This is a genomic window from Ancylobacter tetraedralis (genome assembly GCF_014195655.1).
GTDB classification, from domain to species: domain Bacteria; phylum Pseudomonadota; class Alphaproteobacteria; order Rhizobiales; family Xanthobacteraceae; genus Ancylobacter; species Ancylobacter tetraedralis.
Map to the genome: position 1 here is coordinate 823,821 of NZ_JACICD010000001.1, position 21,036 is coordinate 844,856.

The 21,036-nt window shown below is 66.4% G+C and carries 22 protein-coding genes; 15 read left to right on the forward strand and 7 right to left on the reverse strand.

Annotation, left to right across the window (positions count from 1 at the left end; genetic code table 11):
* Nucleotide 1: 1 nt before the first annotated feature.
* The gene (locus FHS55_RS03790; protein ID WP_183188303.1) at nucleotides 2-1,987 is read right to left on the reverse strand and encodes an oxidoreductase; all 1,986 of its coding nucleotides are present in this window, start codon (nucleotides 1,985-1,987) and stop codon (nucleotides 2-4) included.
* 301 nt (nucleotides 1,988-2,288) lie between these two features.
* On the opposite strand from FHS55_RS03790, the gene FHS55_RS03795 reads away from it, so the two are divergent.
* The 11 genes from FHS55_RS03795 to FHS55_RS03845 all read left to right on the forward strand — a co-directional run bounded on the left by FHS55_RS03795 (nucleotide 2,289) and on the right by FHS55_RS03845 (nucleotide 12,414).
* Nucleotides 2,289-3,083, forward strand: a complete 795-nt coding sequence (locus FHS55_RS03795; RefSeq protein WP_281379537.1) for an amino acid ABC transporter ATP-binding protein — start codon at nucleotides 2,289-2,291, stop codon at nucleotides 3,081-3,083.
* Nucleotides 3,080-3,724 (forward strand): amino acid ABC transporter permease, encoded by a 645-nt coding sequence (locus tag FHS55_RS03800; RefSeq protein ID WP_183188304.1) that lies wholly within the window; start codon nucleotides 3,080-3,082, stop codon nucleotides 3,722-3,724. The genes FHS55_RS03795 and FHS55_RS03800 overlap by 4 nt, the downstream gene beginning before the upstream one ends.
* Nucleotides 3,721-4,377 carry an amino acid ABC transporter permease gene (locus FHS55_RS03805; protein WP_183188305.1) on the forward strand — a complete coding sequence of 219 codons (657 nt, stop codon included), beginning with the start codon at nucleotides 3,721-3,723 and terminating at the stop codon, nucleotides 4,375-4,377. Before FHS55_RS03800 ends, FHS55_RS03805 begins: the two co-directional genes overlap by 4 nt.
* Nucleotides 4,378-4,416: 39 nt before the next feature.
* Complete coding sequence (locus FHS55_RS03810) at nucleotides 4,417-5,253, forward strand: substrate-binding periplasmic protein (protein WP_183188306.1); 837 nt, start codon at nucleotides 4,417-4,419, stop codon at nucleotides 5,251-5,253.
* Between the two features lie 127 nt (nucleotides 5,254-5,380).
* Nucleotides 5,381-6,070 carry a TetR/AcrR family transcriptional regulator gene (locus FHS55_RS03815; RefSeq protein ID WP_183188307.1) on the forward strand — a complete coding sequence of 230 codons (690 nt, stop codon included), beginning with the start codon at nucleotides 5,381-5,383 and terminating at the stop codon, nucleotides 6,068-6,070.
* A 385-nt stretch (nucleotides 6,071-6,455) separates the two neighbouring features.
* The gene (locus tag FHS55_RS03820; RefSeq protein ID WP_183188308.1) at nucleotides 6,456-6,860 is read left to right on the forward strand and encodes a c-type cytochrome; all 405 of its coding nucleotides are present in this window, start codon (nucleotides 6,456-6,458) and stop codon (nucleotides 6,858-6,860) included.
* A gap of 41 nt (nucleotides 6,861-6,901) precedes the next feature.
* On the forward strand, nucleotides 6,902-7,876 hold the full coding sequence (locus FHS55_RS03825; protein ID WP_183188309.1) for a quinoprotein relay system zinc metallohydrolase 2: 975 nt from the start codon (nucleotides 6,902-6,904) through the stop codon (nucleotides 7,874-7,876).
* A 404-nt stretch (nucleotides 7,877-8,280) separates the two neighbouring features.
* Nucleotides 8,281-10,086, forward strand: a complete 1,806-nt coding sequence (xoxF5, locus tag FHS55_RS03830) for a lanthanide-dependent methanol dehydrogenase XoxF5 (RefSeq protein WP_183188310.1) — start codon at nucleotides 8,281-8,283, stop codon at nucleotides 10,084-10,086.
* Nucleotides 10,087-10,302: 216 nt separating this feature from the next.
* Nucleotides 10,303-10,905, forward strand: coding sequence for a c-type cytochrome, methanol metabolism-related (locus FHS55_RS03835; protein WP_183188311.1), 603 nt, complete (start codon nucleotides 10,303-10,305; stop codon nucleotides 10,903-10,905).
* Nucleotide 10,906: 1 nt separating this feature from the next.
* Nucleotides 10,907-11,764 carry a substrate-binding domain-containing protein gene (locus tag FHS55_RS03840; protein ID WP_246339798.1) on the forward strand — a complete coding sequence of 286 codons (858 nt, stop codon included), beginning with the start codon at nucleotides 10,907-10,909 and terminating at the stop codon, nucleotides 11,762-11,764.
* A gap of 32 nt (nucleotides 11,765-11,796) precedes the next feature.
* The gene (locus tag FHS55_RS03845) at nucleotides 11,797-12,414 is read left to right on the forward strand and encodes a PQQ-dependent catabolism-associated CXXCW motif protein (protein ID WP_183188313.1); all 618 of its coding nucleotides are present in this window, start codon (nucleotides 11,797-11,799) and stop codon (nucleotides 12,412-12,414) included.
* 85 nt (nucleotides 12,415-12,499) lie between these two features.
* Here FHS55_RS03845 and FHS55_RS03850 read toward each other — a convergent pair whose 3' ends face one another.
* From FHS55_RS03850 to FHS55_RS03875, 6 genes are all read right to left on the reverse strand, one after another.
* A complete protein-coding gene (locus FHS55_RS03850; RefSeq protein WP_183188314.1) occupies nucleotides 12,500-13,120 on the reverse strand; it encodes a hypothetical protein in 621 nt (206 codons plus the stop codon).
* Between the two features lie 84 nt (nucleotides 13,121-13,204).
* Nucleotides 13,205-14,047 (reverse strand): ABC transporter permease, encoded by an 843-nt coding sequence (locus FHS55_RS03855; RefSeq protein ID WP_183188315.1) that lies wholly within the window; start codon nucleotides 14,045-14,047, stop codon nucleotides 13,205-13,207.
* Nucleotides 14,047-14,838: an ABC transporter ATP-binding protein gene (locus FHS55_RS03860; RefSeq protein ID WP_183188316.1), complete on the reverse strand. Its 792-nt coding sequence runs from the start codon at nucleotides 14,836-14,838 to the stop codon at nucleotides 14,047-14,049. The genes FHS55_RS03855 and FHS55_RS03860 overlap by 1 nt, the downstream gene beginning before the upstream one ends.
* A 77-nt stretch (nucleotides 14,839-14,915) precedes the next feature.
* A complete protein-coding gene (locus FHS55_RS03865) occupies nucleotides 14,916-15,353 on the reverse strand; it encodes a cupredoxin domain-containing protein (protein WP_183188317.1) in 438 nt (145 codons plus the stop codon).
* Nucleotides 15,354-15,401: 48 nt separating this feature from the next.
* Nucleotides 15,402-16,388 carry a PQQ-dependent catabolism-associated beta-propeller protein gene (locus FHS55_RS03870; protein WP_183188318.1) on the reverse strand — a complete coding sequence of 329 codons (987 nt, stop codon included), beginning with the start codon at nucleotides 16,386-16,388 and terminating at the stop codon, nucleotides 15,402-15,404.
* Between the two features lie 25 nt (nucleotides 16,389-16,413).
* Nucleotides 16,414-17,640, reverse strand: coding sequence for an ABC transporter substrate-binding protein (locus tag FHS55_RS03875; protein WP_183188319.1), 1,227 nt, complete (start codon nucleotides 17,638-17,640; stop codon nucleotides 16,414-16,416).
* A 254-nt stretch (nucleotides 17,641-17,894) separates the two neighbouring features.
* Here FHS55_RS03875 and FHS55_RS03880 point away from each other — a divergent pair, with 254 nt between their 5' ends.
* From FHS55_RS03880 to FHS55_RS03895, 4 genes are read left to right on the forward strand one after another with little or no spacing between them, the layout of a single operon-like run.
* Entirely contained in the window at nucleotides 17,895-18,416 is a 522-nt protein-coding gene (locus tag FHS55_RS03880) for a DUF3280 domain-containing protein (protein ID WP_183188320.1), read from the forward strand.
* Nucleotides 18,413-19,435, forward strand: a complete 1,023-nt coding sequence (locus FHS55_RS03885; protein ID WP_183188321.1) for an ABC transporter substrate-binding protein — start codon at nucleotides 18,413-18,415, stop codon at nucleotides 19,433-19,435. Before FHS55_RS03880 ends, FHS55_RS03885 begins: the two co-directional genes overlap by 4 nt.
* Nucleotides 19,436-19,442: 7 nt before the next feature.
* Nucleotides 19,443-20,192 carry an ABC transporter permease subunit gene (locus FHS55_RS03890; RefSeq protein ID WP_183188322.1) on the forward strand — a complete coding sequence of 250 codons (750 nt, stop codon included), beginning with the start codon at nucleotides 19,443-19,445 and terminating at the stop codon, nucleotides 20,190-20,192.
* Complete coding sequence (locus FHS55_RS03895) at nucleotides 20,189-20,929, forward strand: ABC transporter ATP-binding protein (RefSeq protein WP_210286826.1); 741 nt, start codon at nucleotides 20,189-20,191, stop codon at nucleotides 20,927-20,929. Before FHS55_RS03890 ends, FHS55_RS03895 begins: the two co-directional genes overlap by 4 nt.
* Nucleotides 20,930-21,036: the final 107 nt, after the last annotated feature.

A 21,036-nucleotide genomic window follows, 5' to 3' on the forward strand; every position in this document is an offset into this window, starting at 1 on the left:
GCTAGATCGCCAGCGCGGCCTTGCGGCCCTCATAAATGGCATAGGGCGCCTGCCGGGGGGCGGCGCCGTCGCCGATCTCGACGAAGGGCAGCCCCACCTCGCGCAGCTCGCGCGCCAGCCAGTCGGCGGCCATGTTGGTGGTCGCCGTCACCAGCGTGTCCGCCTCGATGAAGCGCCGGCTGCCGTCGAGGTGGGAAATCACCGTTGCGCCGTTGCCGTGCCATTCGAGGATCGAGGATTCCAGCACGAAGGTCACGCCGAGCTTGGCCAGCGTGCGGCGCAGCGGCCCGTCGGCGGCGGTGCGCTGCAATTCGCGCCCCACCATCGGGTCGGGAGTGAGCAGCGTCACCTCGTGGCCGTCCTCGGCGAGCTTCCAGGCCGTGCCGCAGCCGCGCCAGCCGCCCGCCTCGTCGAGCAGAAGCACGCGCTTGCCGGGCCGTGCCTGGCGCGCCATCACTGCCTCGATCGAGACGGCATTGCCGCGCTCCCAGCCGGGCATGGTGTCGAGTTGCGGGAACGCCTTCTGGAAGCCGGTATCGGGCGCGACCGAACCGGTGGCGAGGATGACGACGTCGGCCTGCTCCGCGGTGATGTCGGCCGCTTCGACATAGGTGTTGAGGCGCACTTCCACCTGCAGCTTGGTGAGCTGGCGCTCGTACCAGTCGATCAGGTCGGTGATCTGCGCGCGGCGCGGCTGCAGGCCCGCGAGGCGGAAATTGCCGCCCAGCTTGTCGGAGGCTTCCGCCAGCACCACGCGATGGCCGCGCTCGGCCGCCGCGCGGGCGGCCTCCAGCCCGGCCGGCCCGCCACCGACCACGAATACCCGGCGCGGCCGCGCGGCGGGGGTGAAGCGGTCGCCGCCCCACTCGAATTCGCGCCCGGCCGAGGGGTTGATCAGGCAGCTGATCCAGTAGTCGCGCGAGCGCCGGCCCCAGCACATCTGGTTGCAGGACAGGCAGCCGCGCACATCCTCCGGCCGGCCCTCCGCCGCCTTGTTGACGAGGTGCGGATCGGCGATCTGTCCGCGCACGATGGAAACCAGATCGGCCGAGCCCTCGCCGATCACCGTCTCGGCATTGTCGGGGGTGCGGATATGGCTCTCGGCGGTGACGAGGGCGTGCTTCACCACCTTCTTCAGCGTGCTGGCGAGATCGACGCCCAGCTTTTCCGGATACTGGAAGGTCGGGATGATCTTGTAGAAGTCGAAATAGGAGCCGCTGCCGCAGGTCACATAATCCATCAGCTGCTGCTCGTCGTGCAGGCGGATGATCTCGGCGAGGTCGCGCTTCTGCAGCGCCACCTCGACATCCGGCTCGTCATTGACCGCGAGGCCGATGATGAAATCGTCGCCGCACAGCGCGCGGATGCGGGTGAGGATCTCGCGCGAGACGCGGGTGCGGTTCTCCAGCGAGCCGCCCCACTTGTCCTCGCGCCGGTTGGACCAGGGCGTCCAGAACTGGTCGACGAAGCCGTGATAGGCGGCCCAGACCTCCACGCCGTCGAAGCCGGAGGCCTGCGCGCGGCGGGCGGCCTGCACGAAGCCGTCGATCGTCTCCTCGATCTCCGCCTCGCTCATCGCGTGGGAGCCATCGCTGTCATGGTAGCTCGGCATGCCCGAGGGCGACCAGTGCGGATGATAGGACAGGTCGGAATCGCCGTGGCTGCCGATATGGTAGAGTTGCTGGATGGCGAGCGCGCCATGGCGCTGGATGGCCTGCGTCACCGCCTTGAAAGGCTCGATGATGGCGTCGTCGCCGGGGCGGAAATTGCCCCGCGTCAGAACCGCCGCTTGATGCACGGGCACCGGCTCCACCACGATCATCGCCGCGCCGCCGCGCGCGCGTTCCTCGTAATAGCCGACATGGCGCGGCCCCGGCAGGCCGTCCTCCGCCATATTGGCCGTATGCGCCCCGAACACCACCCGGTTCCGCAGCATTCTGCCGCGAAGTCGGATTGGTGCAAGCATTTTGGGGAAGTGGCTTGCCATCGTGAACTGACCCTCTGTTCGTCACGGCGTGGAGCGATGCGGACAGTCGGGAACGGCAGCCGATCGCGAGTATACATTGGTGTCGAGTTTTTCAACTGTCACGTACATTCTACGCTTGCGCGATGTCGGGAAGTTCGCCTAGCCTGCTGGGAATTGCCGCTTGGACGGGCATGCCTCGAAAGAGGCATGAGTGCTCGGGCGGTGCCTGTCGCCGCGCCGCGACGGGCGGGCATGAGAGGCACGATTCATGCTGGTGAGCCGAACTCAGCCGCATCGGGCGGTGTCGTATCCGGGAGAGCCGATGAGCCTCAATTCTTCCTCGATCACACAGGCGGACGTCGCGCCGAAGCAGCCGCTGCTGCGCCTCGACGCGGTCGGCAAGACCTTCGGCACCCATGTCGTTCTCGAAGACATCGATCTCAGTCTCGCCGCCGGCGAGGTCGTGGCCATTATCGGCCCCAGCGGATCGGGCAAGAGCACGCTGCTGCGCTGCATCAACCAGCTGGAGCCGCCGACCACCGGCCGGGTGACGATCGGCGACACCACCATCGAGGCCGGCCACACGCCGACCCGACGCGAGCTCATGGTGCTGCGCCGCAGCATCGGCATGGTCTTCCAGTCCTTCAACCTGTTTCCGCACCTCACCGTGCTGCGCAATGTCAGCCTCGCGCAGGAGAGGGTGATGGGCCGCACGCGCGAGCAGGCGGACGCGGTGTCCATGCAGTTGCTGGCGCGCGTCGGCCTTGCCGACAAGGCGCAGCAATTTCCCAGCCGCTGCTCGGGCGGACAGCAGCAGCGCATCGCCATCGCGCGGGCGCTGGCGCTCGATCCGCAGATCATGCTGTTCGACGAGCCGACCTCGGCGCTCGATCCCGAACTTGGCCTCGAGGTGCTGTCGGTCATGCGCGAGCTGGCCGAGGGCGGCATGACGATGATCGTCGTCACCCACGAGATGCGCTTCGCCGAGAACGTCTCGGACCGCGTCATCATCATGGCCGACGGGCGTATCGTCGAGCAGGGCCCGAGCGGCACGGTGATGCGCAATCCCCAGACCGAACGCGCCCAGCGCTTCCTGCATGCGGTGAAAGATCGATGACGCAGGACATGCTCCTTACCATGGTATCGGGCGTGCCATGGACCATCGCGCTCACGGCCGTGGCGCTGCTGATCGGCGTCGTGCTGGGCATTCCGCTCTGCGCGATGCGCATGTCGAAGCTGGTCGTGCTGCGCATGGTGGCGAACACGCTGATCCTGACGCTGCGCGCCATCCCGCCGATCGTCTGGCTGTTCTTCATCTTTTTCGGCCTCGACACCGGCTATGTCTCGCTCAACCCGTTCCAGGCGGCGGCGATCGGCCTCGGCCTGATCACGGCGGCCAACATGGCGGAGATCTATCGCGGCGCCATGTCGGCCATTCACTCGGGCCAGTCGGAAGCCTCCATGGCGCTGGGGCTCTCCACCTATCACCGCTTCTTCGATGTCCTCGGGCCGCAACTTTTCCGGGTGGCGCTGCCTTCGGCGGCGAGCTACGCGATCGGGTTGCTGAAGGATTCCGCCATCGCCTCCACCATCGGCGTGCATGAAATCGCCTTCGAGGCTTCGCATGTCTCGCAGCGCACGTTCCGCGGGCTCGATGTCTACGCCGTGGCCGGCCTGCTCTACATCCTGCTCAGCCTGCCCATAGCCTGGGCCTCGCGCTGGGCGGACCTGCACCTGCGCGCGAGGGTTGCCCGATGAACGATCTGGTCGACTTCTGGCTCGAACACCTGCCGGCCATGCTGGACGGCCTCATGGTCAGCGTGCAGGTGACGGGCGTCTCGCTCGCCATCGGTGTTCCGCTCGGCCTCCTGCTGGCGCTGGCGGTGCAGTCCCGGTCGAAGCCCATGCGCGGCATCGCCATCGTGGTGGTGGAGGTGGGGCGCGGCGCGCCGGCGCTCATCCTCTTGCAGTTCACCTATTTCGGCCTGCCCAATGCGGGGCTGTCCCTCGACAGCTTCTCCTCGGCGGTGATCGCGCTGGCCTGGTGCACCGGCGCCTATACCAGCGAGATCATCCGTGCCGGGCTGGAAGCGGTGCCGCACGGCCAGAAGGAGGCGGCGGAGGCGATCGGCCTCAACCATCTCGACGCGCTGCGCTACGTGATCCTGCCGCAGGCGCTGCGGGTCTCGGTGCCCGCGCTGCTCGGCTTTTCGATCCTGATGCTGCAAGCCTCCTCGCTGTGCTTCGCCATCGCGCTGCCGGAGCTTGTCAGCCAGGCCTATCTGATCGGCTCCACGACTTTCCGCTACATGCCGATCCTGGTCCTGGCGGGCCTGCTCTACGCCGCCATCTGCATTCCCGCGACCATCGCAGTCAGCGCTCTCGAGCGCAAACTGGGTGCCCATGCCTGAACCGCGTTCCCAAACTACGTTCCAGAGGGATAACAAGAAATGACGACTCTCCGCATCCGCAGCATCGTTGGGCTGGCCGCCCTGACCGTCGCCCTCACGGCGTCGGCCGTCGCCGCGCAGGCCTGCACGCCCGCGCACACGTTCAAGACCGTCGCCGATGGCAAGCTGACGGTGGCGATCTATGAATATCCGCCCTTCTCGACCGCGTCCTCGGACGGCAAGATCGGCGGCGTCGATGGCGAAATCGCCAAGAAGTTCGCCGAGAAGAACTGCCTGACGGTCGTTGCCGCGGTGGTCGATCCCGCCGCCACCATCCAGTACGTGCTCTCGGGCAAGGCGGACCTTGCCGCGGGCGACTGGTACCGCACCGCCGAGCGCGCCAAGGTGCTGGGCCTGTCCTGGCCGACCTATCTCGACCAGATGGGCATCTATTCCAAGACCGGCTATTCCAAGGTCGAGGATCTGGTCGGCAAGAAGGTCGGCACCGTCTCCGGCTTCCTCTGGGTCGCGGATCTGCAGAAGCTGCTCGGCTCGAACCTCAAGCTCTACCAGAACCCCGTCGCCCTGGCGCAGGACCTTGAGGCCGGCCGCATCGATGTGGCCGTCGACAGCTTCGGCACCGGTGCCTACGCCCAGAAGAAGGGCGGCTATGCCGGCATCATCATCAAGGTGGCCGAGCCCGACCCGCGCGTGCAGTCCTCGATCCAGGCCGCGCAGGCGAATCTTCTCTACACCAAGGCCAATGCCGATCTCGGCAAGGCGCTCGACGCGTCCATTCAGGAACTGCACAAGAGCGGCGAGCTCAAGGAGATTCTCAAGGCCAACGGCCTTGATCCGTCGGGCACCGACGTGGGCGAGCCGCGCGTCGTGAATTGAACGATTCCGATCGGGGCCGCCGCTACTTGCGGCCTCGATCGGCTGGGAATAGCCGTACGCATACCGCGTCGGCCCTGCCGGCGGGCAAACGAAACGGACGCTCTGCCGGCCCTCGCCGGGCCGGCAGATGTCGAGGTGCGGAGTGCCCATTTTGAACGAAACGGGTTGGAGAGGCTCACCGGAAGTCTGGCTGGAAACCGCCTATGCCAGCCTGGTGGAGGGCGGCGTCGAGGCTGTGCGCATCCAGCCCCTGGCTCGTAAGCTCAAGCTCTCGCGGACCAGCTTCTACTGGTTCTTCAAGGACCGCGAGCAACTGCTCGATGCGCTGGTCGACCGGTGGCGGGCCAAGAATACCGACAATCTGGTCGCCCGCTCGCGCGCCTATGCCGAGACCCTCGTCGAGGCGGTGCTCAACGTGTTCGACTGCTGGCTCGACCGTGAGCTGTTCGATTCGCAGTTTGAATTCGCCATCCGCAGCTGGGCCCTGCAATCCCCCGAAATCGCCGTCGAGGTACGCCGGGCGGACGAGGCACGGATCGCCGCGCTGGCCGAGATGTTCATGCGCTTCGGCCTCGAACCACTGCCGGCCGATGTGCACGCACGCACCATTTACCTCGTCCAGATCGGCTATATCTCGATGAAGTCGGACGAGGACATCAGCACCCGCGTGCGCCGAATTCCCGATTATGTCGCGATCTATACCGGCCAGACGCCGGAGACGCGCGAACTCGACCGTTTCTTCGCGCGGCACAATCTCCTTGCCGACGCGCCGGCCGTCGAATCGGCCGGCATGCGGGTTTTGCCCGGCGCCCGCTGAGCGCCCTCCGCCGCGACCGGCGGGCATCGCTGTGCCGGCGGGCGGGAGACCCTTGGGAGCGCTCCGCTCGCCGGACGATCCGATGCCCGCGCGATCATCGGCCGAGGGGTGGGATATTTCGCCGCAAGCACTGCCTGGCGATGCCGCCCGTCGCGCTCTCCGGTCTATGCCCGATAGGATCCACGCCAAAATCCACGCCGCTTTGCCGGCGGCGGACCCGTGGCGCCGCGACGAAGTGCGTGGGTCAAATCGGCGCGGCGGACTGGACCTTTCTGGCCCTAGGATCATTCTAACGAGCGCGCTATGCTCGCGACTGAGGATTAAGCCACTTGCCAAGCGCCGCGTGTGACGGCGCGTTCAAACGATCTCTGCCTGGAAGGACGCCATGAATCGCTTCGCCATTTCCGCCGCCCTCATTGTGCTCGGCACCACGGCCGCCCTTGCCCAGAGCCCGGCGGGCGACCCTGCAAAGGGTGCCAACGTCTTCAAGAAGTGCATGGCGTGCCACGCCATCGGCGAGGGCGCCAAGAACAAGGTCGGTCCCGAGCTGAACGGCATCGTCGATCGCAAGATGGGCGCGATCGAAGGGTTCAACTATTCCGACACGCTCAAGGAGCACAACGCCAAGGGCGATACGTGGACCGTTGAGGTTCTCGATAAATACCTGGAAAACCCGAAGGCTTACCTGCCGGGCATCAAGATGGTGTTCGCCGGTCTGCCCAAGGAGACCGATCGCCTCGACCTGATCGCCTATCTCAGCACCTTCAACGCCGACGGCACCAAGAAGTAGCCGGAGGCTGCTTCCCCCTTGAGGGAAGCGGAGGCCCGACCATGTCGGTCGAAGACGTGCCGGATCGTCGTCGCGTTCTCCTCCTCGGCGCCGCCTTGGCGTCGGGGGCGGTGATGGATGCGCGCGCGCCCGTTGCGGCGGGCGCCGCGCCGGGGGAGGCCGAGCCCCTGCCGCTCGAGGAAGTGGCGCCCGGCATTCTCGTCTACCGGGCGCCTTATGCGCTGGTGGCGCCGGAAAACCAGGGCGCGATCGCCAACATGACGCTGGTCGTCGGCCGTGACGCGGCGGCGATCATCGACACCGGCAACAGCCGGCTGGCCGGCGCGCGCATGCTCGCCGCGGCCCGTGCGGCGACGGATCGGCCGATCCGCTACGTCATCAACACCCACATGCACCCCGACCACACGCTGGGCAATGCCGCTTTCGAGGGCGAGGGGGTGCGTTTCGTCGGCCATTACAAGCTGCCGCGAGCGCTCTCGGTGCGCACCGACACCTATCTCGACCAGGCCCGCCGGCTGCTTGGGGACATGGCGGCAGGCACGCGAATCGTCCTGCCCGACCTCCTCGTCACCGAAAGGATGGAACTCGACCTCGGCGACCGGGTGCTGCTTCTGGAGGCCCGCCCGACCGCCCATACCGACAATGACCTGACGATTCGCGACAAGACGACGGACACCTGGGTGATGGGTGATCTGCTGTTCATCGGCCATGTTCCGACTCTCGACGGCAGCCTCAAGGGATGGCTCGCCCTGCTGCAACAGCTTGACGGCGAAGCGGCGGCGCGCGCCGTGCCCGGCCATGGGCCCGCGCAGGTGCCGTGGCCGCAGGCCAGCATCGACGAGCGGCGCTACCTTGGCCGGCTCCTCGCCGACGCGCGCGCCCTCATCGCCCGTGGCGGGGCGATGAGCGAAGCGCCGCAGGCGGTGGCGCAGGAGGAGAGCGGAGGCTGGGCGCTGTTCGACGAATTCAACCCGCGCAACGCGATCGCCGCCTATCACGAGCTGGAATGGGAGTGAATGCTGCGCTGCCGCATGGTTCACTCCGCCGGATAGGCACAAAGATCACTGCTTTTTCTTGGCTCCATCATATGCTGCACTGCGAAAAATAATCTGGTATATTTTATACCTGACCGCAATTGCGAGAAGATCATAATAAGACTTCCTTCTCATAAGAGTTCTTATTGCGCGTTGCTGCAATTCGGATTAGCCTTCGTTATGTTTTCGGCTTCAACGGCTTTCAAGGGGAAATCCCTTGATCCGGTTCGTAGGCCAGCTTGGGGCGAGGGCCCCCGTGAAGATCCGGCTGCCTCTCCCCCAGCCGGTCGTGACACGCTGCCGAAAACATAAGCTCAGAACGGCAACAAGCCGCGAGGGGGCCGCCCGTAGGGTGGTTCCGGAGGATCGTTCAGGAGGAGAAAGGCATGCGCAAGGTTCTTGCAGCAGCATTCGTTACGGCTGCGGCCGCCTATGCTTGGCCCGCCATGGCCAATGATGGGCTGATGAACATTATCAAGGACCCCAAACAATGGGGCATCCAGACTGGTGACTACGCCAATACCCGTTATTCGAAGCTCGACGAAGTCAATGCTGGCAATGTCGGCAAGCTCCAGGTCGCGTGGACGTTCTCGACCGGTGTTTTGCGCGGCCATGAAGGTGGCCCGCTGATCATCGGCGACGTGATGTACGTGCATACGCCGTTCCCCAACATCGTCTATGCGCTCGACCTGAACAATGACGGCCGTATCCTCTGGAAATACGAGCCGAAGCAGGACCCGAACGTCATTCCGGTTATGTGCTGCGATACCGTGAACCGCGGCCTTGCCTATTCCGACGGCACGATCTTCCTGCATCAGGCCGACACCACGCTCGTCGCGCTCGACGCCAAGACCGGCGCCAAGAAGTGGTCGGTGGTCAACGGCGATCCGAAGAAGGGCGAGACCAACACCGCGACCGTCATGCCGGTCAAGGACAAGGTCATCGTCGGCATCTCGGGCGGCGAATTCGGCGTGCGTTGCCACGTCACCGCCTATGATACCAAGACCGGCAAGCAGGTCTGGCGCGGCTATTCCATCGGCCCCGACAGCGACATCCTGGTCGATCCCGAGAAGACTACTGATCTCGGCAAGCCGGTCGGCAAGGATTCCTCGCTGAAGAGCTGGGAAGGCGATCAGTGGAAGATCGGCGGCGGCTGTACCTGGGGCTGGTATTCCTACGATCCCGAGACCAACCTCGTCTATTACGGCTCCGGCAACCCCTCCACCTGGAACCCGTCGCAGCGTCCCGGCGACAACAAGTGGTCGATGACCATCTGGGCGCGTGACGCCGATACCGGCGTCGCCAAGTGGGTCTACCAGATGACCCCCCACGACGAGTGGGACTATGACGGCGTCAACGAGATGATCCTCACGGATCAGAAGATGGACGGCAAGGATCGCAAGCTCCTCACCCATTTCGACCGCAACGGCTTCGGCTATACGCTGGACCGCGTGACGGGCGACCTGCTGGTGGCCGAGAAATACGACCCCGCCGTCAACTGGGCGACCAAGGTCGATATGGACCGCAGCAGCCCGACCTTCGGTCGTCCGCAGGTTGTGTCCAAGTACTCGACGGCCCAGCAGGGCGAGGACGTGAACACCAAGGGCATCTGCCCGGCGGCTCTGGGTACCAAGGACCAGCAGCCGGCGGCCTTCTCGCCCAAGACCGGCCTGTTCTACGTGCCGACCAACCATGTCTGCATGGACTACGAGCCGTTCCGCGTCAGCTATACGGCCGGTCAGCCCTATGTCGGTGCGACCCTGTCGATGTATCCTGCCCCCAACAGCCATGGCGGCATGGGCAACTTCATCGCCTGGGACAACACCAAGGGCAAGATCGTGTGGTCGCTCCCCGAGCCGTTCTCGGTGTGGTCGGGCGCTCTCGCCACGGCTGGCGACGTCGTGTTCTACGGCACGCTGGAAGGCTACCTGAAGGCGGTCGACAGCAAGACGGGCAAGGAACTCTACAAGTTCAAGACCCCGTCGGGCATCATCGGCAACGTCACCACCTATGAGCACAAGGGCAAGCAGTACATCGCCATCCTGTCGGGTGTCGGTGGCTGGGCAGGCATCGGCCTTGCGGCCGGTCTGACCGACCCGAATGCGGGCCTTGGCGCGGTGGGCGGCTATGCGGCGCTGTCCAGCTACACCAACCTGGGTGGCCAGCTGACGGTGTTCGCGCTGCCGAACTGAGCGGATGACGGAGGGCGGGTCCGGCGTCACCGGTCCCGCATCTTCCCTGACGACGAGGGGCCTGGCTGCCGGTTTGTCCGGTACGCCAGGCCCAGCCGTCTCGGGATACCTGTCTTTATGAGAATCTTAGAAAAATTCTTGGTCCCGACTTCGCGTCTCTCCGGGGCGCGGAATCCGGATTATCGCCCCGCCGGGGGGCTTCAGGAGACTGATTTCATGACGAATTCCGCTCGCGGATGGCTTGTTTCCGGCATCCTGCCGGCATCCGCCCGCCTGTCCGCCCTGGTGCTCGGCGCCGTGGTGTCCGCCGCCCTCGTCCTGCCGGCCCCCTCGCACGCGCAGGATGCCGGCGCCACCGCCGCCAAGCCGGCCACCGAGGCGAAGGAGAAGGACGATCTGGGCAAGTACACGCTGCCGGACGGCGATCCGACCTACAATATCGCCCCCGACGGCACGCTGGACTGGTACACCTATAGCGGCTATCGCCGCTACCATGCCGAGTGCCATGTCTGCCATGGCCCCGACGGCATGGGCTCCTCCTACGCTCCCGCGCTCGCGGATTCGCTGAAGACCCTGACCTACGCCCAGTTCATGGAAACCGTGGTCAACGGCAAGAAAAACATCGGCGTCGGCACGGCGGACCAGGTGATGCCTGCCTTCGGCGAGAACAAGAACGTGATGTGCTACCTCGACGACATCTACGTCTATCTCAAGGCCCGTGCCGACGGCACGCTGGGCCGCGAGCGGCCGAGCAAGCGCGAGGACAAGACGAAGGCATATACCGCCAATGAGAACCAGTGCTTCGGACGTCCGGGCTGACATGATGGGTCGGCTCGCGGGTTTCGCCGTTCGAGGGCTTGCGGGCCTCGCCGCCGTCGCGGGCCTCGGCCTCGGCGGCCTGTCCGCGGCCCGGGCACAGGTCTCCGACCTTGTGGACCGCTCGACGCTGCGGGTCTGTGCCGATCCCGCCAACCTGCCTTTCACCAACGAGAAGGGCGAGGGCTTCGAGAACAAGATCGCCGAGCTGCTCGCGCAGAAGCTCGGCCTCACACTCGACTACACTTGGTTTCCGCAGGCGACCGGCTTCTATCGCATGACGCTCGGCTCCAAGCGCTGCGATCTGGTGATGGGCTATGTCGCTGGCGGCGATCCGGTGCTGAACACCAACCCCTACTACCGCTCGGCCTGGGTGCTCGTCACGCCCCGAGACGGCGACCTCGCGGGCGTCGACACGCTGGAGGATCCCCGGCTCAAGGGCCGGCGGATCGGTGTCGTGGCCGGCACCCCGCCGGGCGACCTCTTGGCTCGCAACGGGCTGATGGGCGCGGCACGGCCCTATTCGCTGATGGTCGACCGGCGCTTCGAAAGCCCGGCCGAGGCGATGATCGCCGACATCAATGATGGCTCGATCGATGCCGGTATCCTGTGGGGACCCATTGGCGGCTACTACGCGCGCGCGTCGGCGAAGCCGCTGAGCGTCATGCCGCTGGTGAAGGAGAAGGGCGATCCCTCGCTGGTCTATCGCATAACGCTGGGGATCCGGCCCGGGGAGCTGAACTGGAAGCACCAGCTCAACACCTTCATCCAGAACGAGCAGGACGCGATTGACCGCATCCTGCTGGACTATGGCGTGCCGCTGCTCGATTCCCGCAATCGGCCCCTTGAGCGGGCCCCTTGAGGGCAGGGGGCGGCAGACAGAGCGAGGACGCGATGAGCACCCGCCCCGAACCGCCTCTGGCACGGCTCGCCTGGCTCGGCATGGCCGGGCTCGCCCTGGCGCTGCTGTTTCTCTCCCCCGCCGTCGGCCAGCAGCCGAGCCCGGCACCCCTTGCCGGCCCGGCGGCTCCGCCGCCGATCGCCGAGCCGGGTGATTACCGGATGGACGCTTACCGCGCTCCCACCCCGGCGACGCTCAAGGGCGCCGTCGTGCTCGACACGCCCGCCGCGCAGGCATTGTGGCGCGACAAGGCCGCGTTGTTTGTCGATGTGATGCCGCGCGACGTGAAGCCGGCGAACCTTCCCGCCGGCACGATCTGGCGCGACAAGAAGCGCGATCACCTGCCGGGCAGTGTTTGGCTACCCAATGTTGGCTATGGTGCCCTCAGCCCGGAAATGGATGCCTATTTCCGCCGTAGCCTCACGGAACTCAGCGCCGACCGCAAGGACGCCGTGCTGGTGTTCTATTGCATGACCGATTGCTGGATGTCGTGGAACGCCGCCCGGCGGGCGCTGGCCTATGGCTATACCGGTGTCGCCTGGTATCCGGCCGGCGCCGATGGCTGGGCCAAGGCGGGCCTGCCGCTGGAGCCGGCCACGCCGCGCGAGTGAGGGTAGGCGGTGGGCTCCCCGAATAGGCGTCCGTCACGACGAACCGGGCGAGGGCGCTGGAAAGACGCCCCCGCGCTGGCGGATATCACTCCATCGCGCCCTGGATGGTGCGCGCGAGGGCGAAGGCGCGCTGTTCGAGGATCACCGGGCTTTCGCACACGGCGGTCACGGCCTGCGCCCGCGTGTCATAGATGCGCGTGTCCCACAGAACCTGCTTTTCCATGTCGGCGGCCTTGGCCTTCTCGTCGTCGGTCGTGGCGGCCTTCTTCGCCTTGGCCAGCGCCAGGCTCTCATCCTTGATCCGGTCGGATAGCGCGATCTGGTGCTTCGAATAGCGCTCGATGCCGGTGAGGATGCGCGTGCGCAGCGCGTTGATCTCGTCGAACACGCCGGCGAAGAGCAGCGTCAGGCGCTCCTTCTTCTGCGCGCCGGCCTGCTGGGCGAAGTCGCCGATCAGCGCATCCGCCTGCTCCAGCGGCACGCGGCGGGCGATCAACAGAGGCACCACATCGGCCACCTGGCGATCCTCGCGCCATTTGAGGTTCTCGATCGGCGGGCCGGCCCACATCTGCCCGGCCGCAAGAGTCGCCACCTTCGGCTGGATGCACGGCCAGAGCGGGTCCGCCGAGGAGGCGGCAAAGGCCGGCGAGGCCGCGAGGAGGAGGGCGATCGGCGCACCGAAACGGAGCGTGCGGGGCATCGGCATGGAACGTGTCCTTGAAATCACGGCGGGAATACGGGACGTGGGGCTCATCGTGCAGGCGTCATGTCGGGCCATGTCGAGCGCATGTCATCGGGCATCCTCGGGCCCGCCGCGCCGCGCCATCATGCCGGCGGACGGATCATAGGCGAGGATGGCGGCGGCGAGAAACACCAGCGCACATAGGGCAACAACCAGTGCGGCAAACGGCTCGAACTGGCCATAGAGCGCGAAGCGAATGAGTTCCACCGCATAGGTGAACGGGTTGAGGGTGCAGATCCACCAGAGCACGAGGCTACTCTCCTGAACGCGCCAGAGCGGATAGAGCGCGGAGGAGGCAAAGAACATCGGGAAGATGACGAAATTCATCACGCTCGCGAAATTCTCCATCTGCCGGAACACCGAGGACATCACCAGCCCCATGGCGCCGAGCATGAAGCCGCTGAGCAGCAGCGCCGGCAGCACCGCGACATAGCCGACCGGCGGCAGTTCCACCTCCCAGAACCACGCCACGGCGAGGAAAGTATAGACCTGCAGCACCGACACCAGGATGCCCGCCAGCAGCTTGGAGACGAGCAGGAACCAGCGCGGGTAGGGGCTCACCAGCAGGATGCGCATCGCGCCCACTTCCCGGTCATAGACCATGGAAAGGGAGGATTGCAGCCCGTTGAACAGCTGGATCATCGCCACGAGGCCCGGCGTCACATAAACCTCGTAGAGCACATAGGTCTCATACGGCGGAATGATGGAAACGCCGAGCACGGAGCGAAATCCGGCCGCGAAGATGAACAGCCACACCAGCGGGCGCACCAAGGCCGAGAGAAAGCGCCCGCGTTGGTTGAGAAAGCGCAGTCCCTCGCGCCAGCAGATGCCGGCCATGCACACGAGATAGCCGGACAGGGAGAGCCGGAATCCGCCGGGCGGGGTGTTCATCACGTGCTTACCCCGGGGATCGGCTCGGGCTCGCGCACGAGATGGAGGAACGCGTCGGCGATCGTGTGGGCGCCGGCCTGCGCCAGCACCTCGGCATGGCTGCCCTCGGCGCGGATGCGCCCGCGATGGAGCACCACCACGCGGTCGTCGGGCGCGATCTCCTCGATGATATGGGTGGCCCACAACACGCCGATGCCCTCCTGCGCCACCAGTTCGCGCACCTGCGCGACCAGCGCGGCGCGGGAGGCGATATCGAGCCCCACGGTCGGCTCGTCGAGCAGCAGCAGATGCGGGCGATGCATCAGCGCGCGGGCGATCTCGACGCGGCGCATCTGCCCGCCGGAGAGGTTGCGCACCCGCTCGTCCGCCCGATCCGCGAGGCCGGCCCGCTGCAGCACCTCCAGGGCCCGCCGGCGACCGGCGCGAAAGCCGATGCCGTGCAGGGTGGCGTGATAGACGAGATTCTGCGCGACGGTGAGTTCGAGGTCGAGCGTGCGCGCCTGGAACACCACGCCAAGCTGGCTCAGCGCGGCAGCGGGGCGGCGGCGCACATCCTCGCCCAGCACCTCGATGCGGCCGGTGCGATTATCGTAGAGCCGGGTGATGAGGGAGAAAAGCGTGGTCTTGCCGGCGCCGTTCGGCCCGAGCAGGGCGGTGAAGCTGCCGGCGGGCACGGTGAGGCTCACATCGTCCAGCGCCTTGCGGGTGCCGAAGGCATGGGTGACATGGGTCACGGCGAGGGCCGGGAGAGCGGCGGGCGCGCGGGAAGCCGGGTTCGGCGGAGCCGTCATCGATCATCCGGTCGGAAAAATATCCCCGGCGGGGAGCCGGGGATAGTGGGATCATGAGGCGAAAGGGAACGCACGGCTCATTTGACGATGAATTCCCCGGACATGCCGCGCTCCTCCATGCCCTTGCAATACCAGGCAAAGGTACCGGGCTTGATCGGCACGAAGAAGATCTCGGCGTCGCCGGCTTCCTCGAATTCGATCTCGGTCAGCGCCAGAGCCTTCACTTCCGCCTCGCCGGACTCGACCTTGCGCAGGAAGATGTTCTGGAACAGGCCGGGTGACTGGAAGGCGCATTCCTTCTTGCCGGTCGACTTGATGGAGAGCGAATAGGACTTGCCGGTCTCCAGCTCGTATTTCTTCTGCGACACCCCATAGCCGGAATCGCCGAGGCCGACGGTCAGTTCCGGCAGTTCGGTCGGCTTGACGGTGAGGTCGCCCTTGGCGTGGGCAGCCCCGGCGAGGGTGAGCGTGGCGGCCAGCGTGGCGGCAAAGGCGGCGGCGAAAGGCAGCTTCATGGCGTATCCTCCAGATATCGTTGTGTTCGTCAGGTGGTGATGGCCGTCTCAGGGGACGATGACGACGCCCCACGGCGCGCGGCCGACCGGCACCGATTTGGTGACTTTCTCGCTGGCGACATCGATGATCGAGACGTCGTTGGAGTTGCCATTGGTCGACACCAGGAACTTCTCGTCCGGCGTGAAGCCGAGCTGCCAGACGCGCTGGCCGACCAGCAGATATTTCTCCACCTCGAGCGTCTTGGTGTTCACCACGGCGACCCGGTTGGCCGGGCCGAGGGCGATGAAGGCCTTGGAGCCGTCCTTGGTGATGCGCACGCCAACCGGCTGGATCGCATCATTGTTCACGCCGGGGATCTTGAAGGAGATCTTCTTGACGATCTTCCAGGTCGCCGGGTCGATCACCGCGACGGTGCCGCCGACCTCGGAGGAAACCCACAACTGCTTGCCGTCCTTGGAGAATTCGGCGATGCGCGGGCGTGAATCGACGAGGATGTTCTCGATGATCTCGTTGGTTGCCGTGTCCACCACATGGGCCATGTTGGTGGTCTCGGAGGTGTTGACCATGTACTTGCCGTCCGGGCTGATGCCCATGCCTTCCGGCTCGACGCCGACCGGGATCTCGGCGATCAGGTCGTTATTCTCGACATTCACCACCGTGACCATATTGTCGTCTTCGTTGGCGATATAGAGCGGATTGCCCGAGGGGTGCAGCACGAACAGTTCCGGGTCCGGGCCCGAGCGCAGCGTCTTCACCAGCTTCAGCGTCGCGGCATCATAGACCTCGACGCGATTGTCGTCGGAGGCGCAGACATAGATCAGCTTGCCGTCCGGGCTGGCGGTGATGCCGCGCGGGCGGCGACCGGTCTTCACCGTCTGCAGGACCTTGAGGCTCTCCATGTCGACCACGCTCATCGTGTGGTCGCGCTCGTTCGAGACAAAGGCCCGCGGGCTTGCCTGCGCCGGCAGTGCGTCTGCCACCGCCAGCCCGGCGAGGGCGGCAAGGCTGGCGGACAGCAAGGTCTGGCGTTTCATCAGTTCCTCCTGGAAGCGTTTGATTTTATTGGAATTTGCAGAGCGTCTCGGGCTTGTCGACGCCCAGCGTGTCGAGCGGCGTGACCTGGTGCAGGAAGCCCTGCTGCGGCGAGAGCGTCACGGTATTGGTGGCGTGCGTGAGCAGGATCGGCTGGCGCAACTGGTGGTCCCATGGGCGGAACGAGGCGGCGACGCCTTTGAATACCGGCAGGTCGTAATCGGGCGAGAGCATTTGCGCGCGCACCTTGGCGGGATCGCTGGAGCGCGTCTTCAGCCCGGCCGAGCCGATGGCGAACACGCCTTCCCACATCTGGAAATCGAGCGGCTGCATCAGCCGGCCGGACTGCTTGAAGAACCGGCTCTGCAACTGCGAGGCGCCCCAGTTTTCCATGGTCGGATGCCAGGACAGCGGCATCAGCCCCTGCGTGCCGGCGATGGGGCGCGAGAGCCAGGTATTATAGGGCAGGATATCGCCGAACTCGCCGAGTTCGTCGGCAACGATCAGCATGTCGTATTCGCCCACCTGCGTGCCGCGCGGCACTTCCGACTGCGCGGTGGCGCGCGCGTCCGGCCCGTAATCCCAGGTCTTCTCCGCGACGATCTTCGCCCCGAACTTGGTGGCGGAGTGGCGCACGGCGTCGGCATAGAGCTTGTCGTTATCGGTGCGCCCGACCATCAGGAACCAGTTGCGCCAGCGCTTGCTGATGAGGAACTGCGCCAGCGCATCCGTCAGCATGGCCCGGCTCGGGGCGATGTGGAACACGTTGGCGCGGCAATCCTGCTGTCGCAGCCGATCGTCCGTGGCCCCGACATTGACGAGGATGGTGTCGGTGTCCTTCAGCGCGTCGGCGATGCGGAGCAACTGGTCGGGCGGCACGTCGAGCAGGATGAAGCGGTTGCCCGCCTCGACCAGCTTCTGCGCGGCGGCGAGGGGATCGCCCTCGGTCGGCACGGTCTCGCTGGTGAGCTTGTAGTCCAGCTTGAGGAAGCGCCCGCTGGTGAGGTTGTCGCGCAGGCCCAGCTGGGCGCCGGCAATGCCGAGATCGTCCGGCGGCATCTGCAGCGGCGCCACCCAGGGTGGCGGCTCGGGAAGCTGGCGGACCACGCCGATATTGAATGTCTGCCCGGGCGCAATCGGCGCCGCTGCCTTGGGGGCGGCGAGCGGCGGGGCAGCCTCCTGCGCGACGGCGGGAAGCGCGAGGCAAGCCATAGCCAGCAGCGCCGCGCCAGTCGCGCCTGCTTTCAATCTCATCGGCATTTCCATCCCACGGCTCTATTTGTTGGAACTGTTGCCCGTCGCCGTACCGGAACACTAAGCAATGAGATCTAAGTATTCAACACAATAGAAAACATAAGAAACTAATAAGCTATATTGGTCATGACTATATTGGGCGGGCACACGATGTCTTGATATCGGGAACTTTTCCCCGGGCAGTTGCAGGTGCCATTGTTGCGCCTATGATCACGCCAGCGTGCCGCTGAGCGCGTCGTCCGGGAGAAACCGCCATGTCCGCTCTTGCTCGTATCGGCGCCGTGCTGGGGGCCTTTCTCTGTCTCACCGGCGCCGGCGCGGCGGCGACCCGCGTGGCGGTGTTCGACTTTGAGCTGTTCGACACGAGCGGCGAGGCCAGCCTCAACGGCCCCAAGCCGGAGGAGGCGCACCGGCTCGCGTTGATTTCGGCCGATCTGCGCGAGCGGCTGACCAAAGCCGGCTATGAGCTGGTGGATCTCGCCTCGCGGAAGGCCGAAATCGAGGAGGCCTCTCCGCTGCGCAATTGCAATAGCTGCGAACTTGCCATCGCCCGCGCAGCGGGGGCGCAGATCGAGGTGATCGGCCTGGTGCAGAAGGTGTCGAACCTCATCCTCAACATCAATTTCCAGCTGCGCGATGCCGAGAGCGGCGCCGTGCTGCGCGCCGGCAGCGTCGATATTCGCAACAACACCGATGAATCCTGGCTGCGCGGCGTCTCCTATCTCGTGCGCAACCGCCTGCTGGATCCGCCGCTCACCGGAAAGGCCGCGCCATGACGCCTCCCCCCGCTCTCTCGCGCCGCGCCCTGCTGGCGGCGGCCGCGGCGCTCCCTGTCGCGGCGAGCTTGCGCGCGCTCCCGGCAATGGCGCAGGCGCCGGCCCCCGCGAGCTTGCCCGCGCTGCGCATCGGCACGCTGAAATTCGGCACGCTCAACTGGCTCGTCGAGACCATCCGCGCCGATGGCTTCGACACGCGGGAGAACCTGCCGCTCACGAGTGTCGACTTCGCCGGCGGGCAGGCCACCACGGTGGCTCTGCAGGCGGGCGACATCGACCTCATCGTGTCGGACTGGCTCTGGGCCATGCGCCGGCGAAATGACGGCGAGCCGCTGCGGTTCGCGCCGTTTTCCACCGCGCTCGGCGCGGTGATGGTGGCGACGGACGGGCCGGTGAAAAGCCTGGCGGACCTCAAGGGCCGCAAGCTTGGCGTGGCCAGCGGCGCGCTGGACAAGAGCTGGCTGCTGCTGCGCGCCTATGGCCGAAAGCTGTTCGGCGCCGATCTGGCCGAGGTTGCCGAGCCCGTCTATGGCGCGCCGCCGCTGGTCAGCGAACAGCTGGCGCTCGGGCGGGTGGATGCGGTGCTCACCTTCTGGCCCTATGCGGCGCGGCTCGACGCGCGCGGCTTCAAGCGGCTGATCGACATGAAGGAGGTCGTTACCGGGCTCGGCATCGATCCGGTTCCCCCGCTGGTGGGCTATGTCTGGCGCAACGCCATCATGGCGGAGAAGGGCGCTTCGGTGGCCGCTTTCCTGCGCGCGGCCGCCGCTGCCAACCGGGTGCTGGCCAGCTCGGACGCCGCGTGGGTGCGCATCCGCCCGCTGATGCAGGCGAGCGACGACGCGGAATTCACGCGTCTGCGCGACTATTACCGCGCCGGCATTCCCGGCAGTTTCGGCGAGGCCGAGCGGCAATCCTGCGCCCGGCTGTTCCAGGTGCTGGCGGAACTCGGCGGGGCCGAGCTGGTGGGGCCAAATCCCAGCTTCGACCGGGCGCTGTTCGGCCCGATCGGGGAGTAGGGCCGGCGTGTCCACCGCCTCCCGCCTGATGATGTCCGCCCTCTCGCTGCTGGCGCTCGTGCTGGTGTGGCAGGTCGCTGCCTGGTGGGCGGCCTCGCCCCTGCTGCCGGGGCCGGCGGCGGTGCTGGCGGCGATGATGCGGGCGGCGGAAGGCGGCGCGCTCCAGCGCAATATCGCCATCACGCTGGCGCGGGTGGCGGCGAGCTTCGTCATCGCCATGCTGCTCGGCTCGGCCATCGGCATCGCGCTCGGCCGTTCGCCGCGCCTCAATGAGTTGTTCGGCCCGTGGGTGATCGTGCTGCTGAACCTGCCGGCGCTGGTGATCATCATCCTGTGCTACGTGTGGTTCGGGCTCACCGAGGCGGCCGCCATCACGGCCGTGTCGATCAACAAGATCCCCAATGTGGCGGTGACGATGCGCGAGGGCGCCGCGGCCCTGTCGCGCGACCTCGACGAGATGGCGCGTGTGTATCGCCTCGGGCGCTGGAAGCTGCTGCGCCATGTCACGCTGCCGCAGCTGGTGCCGTTCTTCACGGCCAGCGCCCGCTCCGGGCTGGCGCTCACCTGGAAGATCGTGCTGGTGGTGGAACTGCTCGGTCGCTCCAACGGGGTCGGCTTCGAATTGCAGACCGCGTTCCAGATGTTCGATGTCGCGCTGGTGCTCGCCTATGCGCTGGCCTTCACCGCCGTGGTGCAGCTGATCGAGATCGGCCTGCTGCAGCCCTGGGAGCGGCGGGTCAACCGGTGGCGGCGATGAGCGCGATCGGCATCGACATCACGGGCAAGCAGTTTCCCGCCCGGGCGGGCGCGCCGGCGCGGGAAATCTTCCGCGATTTCCGTCTTGATGTCGCTGCCGGCGAGTTTCTCGTGCTGCTGGGAGCTTCGGGCCTTGGCAAGACGACGCTGCTCAACATCATCGCCGGGCTCGATACCGATTATCGCGGCGCGATCCGGTTCGAGGGCGCACCGCCGCGCATCGCCTATGCCTTCCAGAGCCCGCGCCTGCTGCCCTGGCGCACCGTGCTGGAAAATGTCGCGCTGGTGCTGCCCTCCGGCGCCGAGGGGCGGGAGGCGGCGCGGGCCATGCTGGCGGATGTCGGCCTTGCGGAACTGGCGGATGCCTATCCCGAGCGGCTCTCGCTCGGCCAGCAGCGGCGCGCGGCGCTGGCTCGCGCCTTCGTGCTGCGCCCGGATGTGTTGCTGATGGACGAGCCCTTTGTCTCGCTGGATGAGGCGAGTGCGCACCGGCTCAGGGATTTGCTGCGCCGGCTCATCATCCGCCATCCCGCCACGGTGCTTTTCGTCACCCATGACAGCCGCGAGGCGGCGGCGCTGGCCAGCCGCATCGTGCGGCTGGAGGGAACGCCGGTGCACATCGCGCGCGACATTCGGGTCGACCTCGGCGCCGCCGAGCGCGGCTCGCCCGCGCGCTTGCAGGCCTTTCTCGTGGCTGCCGGGCTGGCCGAGCCCGAGGCCTTGTCCGACGAAGTCTGACCGCCGCACGCCGCCCGATATCACGCGATCCGAAATATCGCCGTCCGGCGCCTGCCGGCCGCGATGCCCCAAGGGTCAATGCATCGAGCGCGCCACATGAAAAAGCC

What these genes read in the sequence shown, in the direction of transcription:
- FHS55_RS03860 (WP_183188316.1), bottom strand. Translation starts at nt 14,838, where the DNA reads ATGACGGCTCCGCCGAACCCGGCTTCCCGCGCGCCCGCCGCTCTCCCG.
- FHS55_RS03850 (WP_183188314.1), bottom strand. Translation starts at nt 13,120, where the DNA reads ATGCCGATGCCCCGCACGCTCCGTTTCGGTGCGCCGATCGCCCTCCTC.
- FHS55_RS03865 (WP_183188317.1), bottom strand. Translation starts at nt 15,353, where the DNA reads ATGAAGCTGCCTTTCGCCGCCGCCTTTGCCGCCACGCTGGCCGCCACG.
- FHS55_RS03845 (WP_183188313.1), top strand. Translation starts at nt 11,797, where the DNA reads ATGAGCACCCGCCCCGAACCGCCTCTGGCACGGCTCGCCTGGCTCGGC.
- FHS55_RS03885 (WP_183188321.1), top strand. Translation starts at nt 18,413, where the DNA reads ATGACGCCTCCCCCCGCTCTCTCGCGCCGCGCCCTGCTGGCGGCGGCC.
- FHS55_RS03835 (WP_183188311.1), top strand. Translation starts at nt 10,303, where the DNA reads ATGACGAATTCCGCTCGCGGATGGCTTGTTTCCGGCATCCTGCCGGCA.
- FHS55_RS03895 (WP_210286826.1), top strand. Translation starts at nt 20,189, where the DNA reads ATGAGCGCGATCGGCATCGACATCACGGGCAAGCAGTTTCCCGCCCGG.
- FHS55_RS03825 (WP_183188309.1), top strand. Translation starts at nt 6,902, where the DNA reads ATGTCGGTCGAAGACGTGCCGGATCGTCGTCGCGTTCTCCTCCTCGGC.
- FHS55_RS03795 (WP_281379537.1), top strand. Translation starts at nt 2,289, where the DNA reads ATGAGCCTCAATTCTTCCTCGATCACACAGGCGGACGTCGCGCCGAAG.
- FHS55_RS03870 (WP_183188318.1), bottom strand. Translation starts at nt 16,388, where the DNA reads ATGAAACGCCAGACCTTGCTGTCCGCCAGCCTTGCCGCCCTCGCCGGG.
- FHS55_RS03820 (WP_183188308.1), top strand. Translation starts at nt 6,456, where the DNA reads ATGAATCGCTTCGCCATTTCCGCCGCCCTCATTGTGCTCGGCACCACG.
- FHS55_RS03815 (WP_183188307.1), top strand. Translation starts at nt 5,381, where the DNA reads ATGTCGAGGTGCGGAGTGCCCATTTTGAACGAAACGGGTTGGAGAGGC.
- FHS55_RS03880 (WP_183188320.1), top strand. Translation starts at nt 17,895, where the DNA reads ATGTCCGCTCTTGCTCGTATCGGCGCCGTGCTGGGGGCCTTTCTCTGT.
- FHS55_RS03790 (WP_183188303.1), bottom strand. Translation starts at nt 1,987, where the DNA reads ATGGCAAGCCACTTCCCCAAAATGCTTGCACCAATCCGACTTCGCGGC.
- FHS55_RS03875 (WP_183188319.1), bottom strand. Translation starts at nt 17,640, where the DNA reads ATGAGATTGAAAGCAGGCGCGACTGGCGCGGCGCTGCTGGCTATGGCT.
- xoxF5 (WP_183188310.1), top strand. Translation starts at nt 8,281, where the DNA reads ATGCGCAAGGTTCTTGCAGCAGCATTCGTTACGGCTGCGGCCGCCTAT.
- FHS55_RS03800 (WP_183188304.1), top strand. Translation starts at nt 3,080, where the DNA reads ATGACGCAGGACATGCTCCTTACCATGGTATCGGGCGTGCCATGGACC.
- FHS55_RS03805 (WP_183188305.1), top strand. Translation starts at nt 3,721, where the DNA reads ATGAACGATCTGGTCGACTTCTGGCTCGAACACCTGCCGGCCATGCTG.
- FHS55_RS03855 (WP_183188315.1), bottom strand. Translation starts at nt 14,047, where the DNA reads ATGAACACCCCGCCCGGCGGATTCCGGCTCTCCCTGTCCGGCTATCTC.
- FHS55_RS03840 (WP_246339798.1), top strand. Translation starts at nt 10,907, where the DNA reads ATGATGGGTCGGCTCGCGGGTTTCGCCGTTCGAGGGCTTGCGGGCCTC.
- FHS55_RS03810 (WP_183188306.1), top strand. Translation starts at nt 4,417, where the DNA reads ATGACGACTCTCCGCATCCGCAGCATCGTTGGGCTGGCCGCCCTGACC.